7 protein-coding genes are annotated in these 7,445 nt (G+C 65.4%); 5 read left to right on the top strand and 2 right to left on the bottom strand.

The features are described 5' to 3' along the window. Nucleotides 1–104: 104 nt before the first annotated feature. On the top strand, nucleotides 105–1,418 hold the full coding sequence (lplT, locus tag ACO6D5_RS08060) for a lysophospholipid transporter LplT (protein WP_315132470.1): 1,314 nt from the start codon (nucleotides 105–107) through the stop codon (nucleotides 1,416–1,418). Nucleotides 1,419–1,509: 91 nt separating this feature from the next. Here the strand turns inward: lplT and ACO6D5_RS08065 are convergent, their stop codons facing one another. Together ACO6D5_RS08065 and tsaB are read right to left on the bottom strand one after the other, a co-directional pair. Further along, a complete protein-coding gene (locus tag ACO6D5_RS08065; RefSeq protein WP_485825080.1) occupies nucleotides 1,510–2,508 on the bottom strand; it encodes a uracil-DNA glycosylase in 999 nt (332 codons plus the stop codon). Then, on the bottom strand, nucleotides 2,505–3,782 hold the full coding sequence (tsaB, locus tag ACO6D5_RS08070; RefSeq protein ID WP_485825081.1) for a tRNA (adenosine(37)-N6)-threonylcarbamoyltransferase complex dimerization subunit type 1 TsaB: 1,278 nt from the start codon (nucleotides 3,780–3,782) through the stop codon (nucleotides 2,505–2,507). The genes ACO6D5_RS08065 and tsaB overlap by 4 nt, the downstream gene beginning before the upstream one ends. A gap of 131 nt (nucleotides 3,783–3,913) precedes the next feature. On the opposite strand from tsaB, the gene risA reads away from it, so the two are divergent. From risA to ACO6D5_RS08090, 4 genes are all read left to right on the top strand, one after another. Then, nucleotides 3,914–4,648 (top strand): response regulator transcription factor RisA, encoded by a 735-nt coding sequence (gene risA, locus ACO6D5_RS08075; RefSeq protein ID WP_003813882.1) that lies wholly within the window; start codon nucleotides 3,914–3,916, stop codon nucleotides 4,646–4,648. 34 nt (nucleotides 4,649–4,682) lie between these two features. Continuing rightward, nucleotides 4,683–6,077 carry a sensor histidine kinase RisS gene (risS, locus tag ACO6D5_RS08080; protein WP_485825082.1) on the top strand — a complete coding sequence of 465 codons (1,395 nt, stop codon included), beginning with the start codon at nucleotides 4,683–4,685 and terminating at the stop codon, nucleotides 6,075–6,077. A gap of 59 nt (nucleotides 6,078–6,136) precedes the next feature. Beyond that, a complete protein-coding gene (locus ACO6D5_RS08085) occupies nucleotides 6,137–6,685 on the top strand; it encodes a peroxiredoxin (protein WP_006217982.1) in 549 nt (182 codons plus the stop codon). 74 nt (nucleotides 6,686–6,759) lie between these two features. Beyond that, nucleotides 6,760–7,278, top strand: a complete 519-nt coding sequence (locus ACO6D5_RS08090) for a carboxymuconolactone decarboxylase family protein (RefSeq protein ID WP_006223770.1) — start codon at nucleotides 6,760–6,762, stop codon at nucleotides 7,276–7,278. Nucleotides 7,279–7,445 lie beyond the last annotated feature (167 nt).

Consider the following 7,445-nt stretch of genomic DNA (forward strand, 5'->3'; position numbering starts at 1 on the left):
AATAGCGCCCATCCGCGCTCCGGCTATACTCCCTGACACTTTTTGGCACGACACATAATTTTCACGCGGACCGGCCGGGCTCAGGCCAAAGAACGGGGACATTCTTGAAACGTGGTTTCTATCTAGTCATGGCCGCGCAGGCCTTCTCATCATTGGCGGACAACGCGCTGTTCATCGCAGCCATCGCCTTGATACAGGAACTGCACGGCCCCGACTGGTTGGCGCCCATGATGAAATGGTCCTTCGCGCTGGCCTACGTGGTGCTGGCGGCCTTTGTCGGGGCCCTGGCGGACTCCTTCCCCAAGGGCCGGGTGATGTTTTCCACCAACGCGCTGAAGGTGGCCGGCTGTCTGCTGATGTTTTCCTACGCCAGCATCGGCGTCGCCCCGGAATATCAGACCTATCTGGTGTGCGCGGCCTACGCGGTGGTGGGCATCGGCGCCGCCGCCTACTCGCCCGCCAAGTACGGCATCGTCACTGAAATGCTGCCCCCTCACATGCTGGTCAAAGGCAACAGCTGGATCGAGGGCCTGACGGTCTTCTCCATCATCCTGGGCACCGTGCTGGGCGGTCTGCTGATTTCGTCCTCGGTGTCCAGCGCGCTGCTCAGCCACTCGTTCATCGGCAACCTGGTCCACACGCCCGCCGAAGCGGCCATCCTCGTGATCGCCTTCGTGTATCTGCTGGCAGCGCTGTGCAACCTGATGATTCCGCGCACCCATGTGCGCTATCCGCCGCAGCAAAAGAACCCCGTGCGGCTGATCCGCACGTTCTGGGGTTATGTCTGCGTCCTGTGGCGCGACAAGCTGGGCCAGATCTCGCTGGCCGTCACCACGCTGTTCTGGGGCGCCGGCGCGACCCTCCAGTTGATCGTCATCGAATGGGGCCGCAGCCACCTGGGCTATCAGCTGGACAAGGCCTCGATGCTGATGGGCGTGGCCGCGCTGGGCACGGTGGTGGGTTCGATCCTGGCGGGCCGCATCCCGCTGCGCCGCGCGCTGGCCGTGCTGCCGGTGGGGGCCGCCATGGGGCTGGTCGTGCTGCTGATGCCGCTGGTCTACTCGCCCTGGAGCGTCTACCTGCTGCTGCTGATCACGGGCGGCCTGGCCGGTTTCTTCGTGGTGCCGATGAACGCCCTGCTGCAGCACCGCGGCCACGTGCTGCTGTCGGCCGGCCATTCCATCGCCGTGCAGAACTTCAACGAACAGCTCAACATCCTGCTGATGGTGGCGATGTACACCCTGCTGCTGTGGCTGCAATTGCCCATCAACGTGATCATCGTCATCTTCGGCACCGTGGTCGCCGTGCTGATGGTCGTGTTCATGCGCTGGAGCAAGCGCAACATGCAGGCCAACCCCGGCCTGCACGACCAGATCGGCCAGGAAGGCCACGGCCGCGCGCTGGATTCCACACACTAGGCCGCCAGCGCCAAGCAATTGATATTCCAAAGAAAAAACCGGGCCCAGGCCCGGTTTTTTCTTATCTGGACAGGCTTGCGCCCGCGGACGGTCACACCATCCGCGACGCCAGCTTCAGGTCCTGCCAGGCGCGCGCCTTCTCGGACGGGCTGCGCAGCAGGTAGGCCGGGTGGTAGCTGACGATGACGGGGATCTCGACGCCCTCGTCCGTCTTGAGCGCATGCACGCGGCCGCGCAGGCTCCCGATGGTGGCATCAGTGCCCAGCAGGGTCTGCGCCGCGAAACGGCCCAGCACGAGGATGCGCTCGGGTTTCAGCAAGGCGATCTGCCGCATCAGGTACGGGCTGCAAGCCGCGATTTCCTCGGGCTTGGGGTTGCGGTTGCCCGGCGGGCGGCACTTGATCACGTTGGTGATGAACACGTCGGTCTCGCGGCTCATGCCCACGGCGGCCAGCATGGCGTCCAGCAACTGGCCGGACCGGCCCACGAAGGGATGGCCCTGCCGGTCCTCTTGCTCGCCGGGGGCCTCGCCCACGACGAGCCAGCGGGTGGGCGTGGCGCCCTGGCCGAAGACCGCATGGCGCCGGCCGTCGCACAGGCCGCAGGCGGTGCAGGCCACGACCTGCTCGCGCAGCTCGTCCAGGGTGGCGTTCTTGACGGCTTGCGCCACGGGGATGCGAGGCGCTTCGACAGCTTCGTCCTCGGCCGCCTTGGGCACGGGGCGCGGCGGCGGACCGGTGCGGTTCAGGATGGACGCCGGGATCCCCGGACGGCCATTCGAGCGCGTGGTCGGAACCACAACCTCGGCCGGCGCCGGACGATCGGCCACCGCTTGCGCCACGGCGGGCGCCGGCGCGACAACCGTCGGCGGAACCCCTGCCGGCACGACGTCCCGCGAGGCGACGGCCGGCGCCAGGCCGGGCGCCGGAACGGTTTGGGAATCAGGCGCTTGAGGCGCAACAGCCGGGCGCGCCGCAGCAGGCGCGGGGCGCATCCACAAGCGTTCCATGCCGATTTCCCGCAGCCAGATGCGCTGCAGCGGATTGACGCGGGGGGCTGCCGGCTGGGCAGCGGCGGTCGGCACCGTCATGCGGCTTCCTCTGTCACTGCGGCAAACCGCTTCTGCATGACCAGGGCGTCCTCGCGGGCGCCTTTGGCGGCCGGGTAATACCCGCGCCGCACGCCGATCTGCAGATAGCCGTGGCGTTGATAGAAGCTGACGGCGGACGCGTTGGACGGGCGCACTTCCAGCAACACGCCTTCCAGCCCGCGCTCCCGCGCCTGCTGCTCGCACCAGTCAAGCAGCACGCCGCCCAGGCCCTGGCGATGCAAGTGCTTGGCCACGGCGATCACAAGCAGGTGCGCCACGTCGGGCGCGAACATCAGAATGCAGAAACCCGCCACCTTGCCTTCGCGGCGCAGCACCCAGGCGCCATACCCGGCGGCCAGCGCATCCGCGAAATTGCCGTGCGTCCAGGGAAAGGCCTGCACATGGGCTTCCAGCGCGACGACCTCGTCCAGGTCTGCCTGGGTGAGCGGCTGCGGAATCAAGGTGGCCAGGGGGGCTTGGGGCGCCAGCGACGGCTGCGCCTTGGGATTGCCGCCCTCGCCGCGCATGCGCTCGGCGGTGGTGAAGGCCACCTTGTCGCGCACGTACAGCGGCGCGGCCTGTTCGGGCGGCAGGGCCTCGCCGCGCAGCCAGCCCAGGCGCGCCAGGCGCGCCACGCTGGCGGCTTCGGGCCGTTGCGCGTCAGCGGCGCGGCGCCATGCGGCGGGATGCGCCATGTCGGCCGCATAGGCGTCCCAGGCGTCGCCGGCCAGCACCAGGTTCAGGCTCTGCCCCGCCTGCGCCGACCACGCGGGCAGATGGTGTTCGGTCCAGGGCACGACTTCGGCCGCCGCGATCAGCAAGGGCGGCTGCAAGGCCTCCCAGCCGGATTCCCCTTCCCCGGCGGCCACCGGGCGATAGACCGCCAGATAGACCTCATTCATGCGGGCGTCCAGCGCCACGACGATGGCGTCGGACGGCGTGGCATCGGTCACCTGGGCCGCCACGGCCTGATGGGACACCACGGGCAGCACCGGTATGCCCAGGCCCAGGCCCATGCCCTGCGCCACGCCACAGGCCACGCGGAGCCCCGTAAAGCCCCCCGGGCCCTGGCCGAACGCCACGGCGTGCAGGGCGGACGGCGCCAGCCCTGACGCTGCCAGCAGTTCGTTGGCCATCGGCAAAAGCCGTTCCGCATGCTCCTGGGACCCCTCGTGTTCCCGGGTACTGACCTCCAGGCGGCCATCGACCGCCCGCAAAAGGGCCACCCCGCAACGGGACGAAGACGTTTCCAAAGCCAGCAGGTTTAGTTCCATAGATGCAGATTGTACGAAATACGGCGGCTTTGCCCCCGGTTGTAAGGGGGATTTCAACCATGGTTCGCAATGTGTAATATCTTGTGAACGCCCACTAGCCGCTGGTTCTCGTCACTGTTACATTTCCGGCCATGAATACGCAAAACACCACCCCCACCCGAAAAATCCTCGTCGTCGACGATGATCCGCGCTTGCGCGATTTGCTGCGCCGGTATTTGTCCGAGCAGGGATTCAACGTTTTCGTTGCCGAAGACGCCAAAGAGATGGGCAAACTCTGGCAACGCGAGCACTTCGACCTGCTCGTGCTGGATCTGATGCTGCCCGGCGAAGATGGCTTGTCCATCTGTCGCCGGCTGCGCGGTGGCCACGACAATACCCCCATCATCATGCTCACGGCCAAGGCGGAAGAGATCGACCGCATCGTGGGCCTGGAGATGGGCGCGGACGACTACCTGTCCAAACCCTTCAATCCCCGGGAACTGCTGGCACGGATCAACGCGATCCTGCGCCGCCGCGGCACCGAGGAGCATCCCGGCGCCCCCAGCCAGGAAAACGAATCCATTGCCTTCGGCCCCTACGTGCTCAACCTGTCCACCCGTACGCTCACGCGCAACGGCGAACAGGTGCCGATCACCACGGGTGAATTCTCGGTGCTCAAGGTGTTTGCGCGCCATCCGAAGATTCCCCTGTCCCGCGACAAGCTCATGGAGCTGGCCCGCGGCCGCGAATACGAAGCTTTCGATCGCAGCCTCGACGTCCAGATCTCGCGCCTGCGCAAACTGATCGAACCCAATCCGTCCAAGCCCGTGTTCATCCAGACCGTTTGGGGTCTTGGATACGTGTTTGTGCCGGACGGTGGTAGCTGATCGGCTCGCCCGCCCCGGGCAGGAGCGCAGCCTCGTGCCCCGCTTGCGCAGAACCTTCAGGAACCTGACATCACGTTTGCGGCTCGGCTTGTTCGGCCGCACGTTCCTGCTGCTTGCCGCGCTGATGCTCGTCAGCCTGGGCGCGTGGCTACAAGTCTTCTTCAGCATGGAGCTGGGACCGCGCGCCAATCAAATGGCGCAGCGGGTGATCACGGCCGTCAATATCACGCGCACGGCGCTGATCTACTCGCATAACGGCGAACGCAGCAAGCTCCTGCTGGATCTCGCCACCAACGAAGGCATCCAGGTCTATCCGCGCGAAGTCACCGACTTTGCCGAAGCCCTTCCCGACGACGACTACTGGCAACGCGTTGCCCAGCACATCCGCACGCGCTTCGGCCCGGAAACGCAGATTGCCTGGGGCGTGAACCAGGTGCCCGGCTTCTGGGTCAGCTTCCAGATAGAGAAAGACCTGTACTGGCTGGTGTTCGAGCGTGAACAGATCGGGCTGACGGGCGGGATCGAATGGCTGGGATGGGGCGCCACGGCGTTGCTGCTTTCCCTTGTCGGGGCGGCGGTCTCGGTCGGCTTCGTCAACCGGCCCCTGTCGCGGCTGGCGCGGGCGGCGCAGGTGCTGTCGCGCGGCGAAACGCCTGCGCCTCTGCCCGAGCAGGGGCCGCTCGAAATCCGCGACCTCAACGCCTCGTTCAACCGCATGGCCAAAGACTTGCGGCAGGCCGAGGCGGACCGGGAACTGATGCTGGCGGGCATTTCGCACGACCTGCGCACGCCGCTTGCCCGCATGCGGCTTGAGATCGAACTGAGCGGCGTGTCGGAAGACGCGCGCCAGGCCATCGACGAAGACCTGGGCCAGATCGACCACAGTATCGGCCAGCTGATGGAATACGCGCGCCCCGCAGGCACGCTGCCGCAGCTGGCGACCGACATCTCGGCGGTCCTGGCCGAACTGTACGAACGCGAACGCAGCCATACGGCGTCGCTGGGCGGCGAGCTTGACGCCTCCCTGGAGCCCGGGCTGCGAGCCCGGATCACGGCGCTGGACTTGAAGCGCGTGGTCAGCAACCTGATCGAGAACGCCCGCCGCTACGGACGCTCCAGCGACGGCATGGCCCATTTGGTCATGACACTGCAAGCTGAAGGCGGCATGATCGTGATCGAGGTGGCCGACCGTGGCCCCGGCATCGCGCCTGAAGACGTGGACCGCCTGCTGCGGCCGTTCTCGCGTGGCGAGGCGGCGCGCACCGGCGTCAGCGGCGCGGGGCTGGGCCTGGCGATCGTCGAACGCCTGCTCAAGCACGTGGGCGGATCGCTGCGGATGCTTCCGCGCGAGGGCGGCGGCCTCACCGCACGCATAGAGTTGCCCAAAGCTAAGTTTAGGAATTATCAATTAGACAACGATAATCCATAGCGTAGAATTTATGCTTTAAGGCACAGCCTTATTTCCACCAACAACTACTGGGAGTACACATGAAAACTGTTGGCGACAAACTCGAGCCCTTCAAGGTCACCGGCGTCAAGCCCGGCTTCAACCAACACGAAGAAAATGGCGTGTCGGCGTTTGAAGACATCACCGAAAGCTCGTTCCCCGGCAAGTGGAAGGTGATCTACTTCTACCCGAAAGACTTCACGTTTGTGTGCCCGACCGAAATCGTCGGCTTCAACAAGCTGGCCAAGGATTTCGAAGACCGCGACGCCGTCCTGCTGGGCGGCTCGACCGACAACGAATTCGTCAAGCTGGCATGGCGCCGTGAGCACCCGGACCTGAACAAGCTGGGCCACTACCAATTCGGCGACACCACCGGTGCCCTGATCGACCAACTGGGCGTCCGTGAAAAGGGCGCTGGCGTTGCCCTGCGCGCCACGTTCATCGTTGATCCGGACAACACGATCCAGCACGTTTCGGTGAACAACCTGAACGTCGGCCGTAACCCGGAAGAAGTTCTGCGTCTGCTTGACGGTCTGCAAACCGACGAGCTGTGCCCGTGCAACCGTACGGTTGGCGGCGCTACGCTGTAATTTCCAGCCCAGCAACGGGCCTGCTTGCAGGCCCCGAGCTGGGCTTTAATTGCGCTAGATTATAGGTAAAAACTATGGAATTTCTTACTACCATTAAGGAACAGCTCCCGGATTGGGCCAAGGACATCCGCCTGAATCTGGACGCCGTGATTGCCCGCTCGACGCTGGCCCCTGAAGACGCCGTGGGCGCCGCCCTGTCCGCCGCTTATGCCGCGCGCAGCCCGGTGCTGGTGGAAGCCTTCAAGAGCGGCCTGTCGGAAGGCGACGCCAATGCCGCCCTTACCGCCTCGGCGCTGATGGGCATGAACAACACCTGGTATCCCTACGTCGAAATGACGGGCGACGCCAACCTGAAGAGCCTGCCGGCCCAGTTGCGCATGAACGCCTACGCCACCCATGGCGGCGTGGAAAAAAAGCGCTTTGAGCTGTTCGCGCTGGTCGCCTCGATCATCGGCAAGTGCCATTTCTGCGTGGCCTCGCACTATGAAAACCTGAAGAACGACGGCTTGTCGACGGAACAGCTGCGCGACGCCGGCCGTATCGCCGCCGTGGTGAACGCCGCCGCCCTGGCGCTGGCCGCCCAAGGCAAGTAATTCAGGCTGCCAGCCCGAAGGCGCCTCCGCCGCACGCCGTTCGCGTGCTTACGGGACGCCGGGGCGCATATTCCCCTTGAAGCCTCAAGGGTAAAAAAACCCGCCTGTGCAATGAACTGACCCCCGCAAGTTGGACGGTCAGAGCTAAGGTCCGAAGGCCTGAACTC

Source organism: Achromobacter sp. (assembly GCF_057314935.1).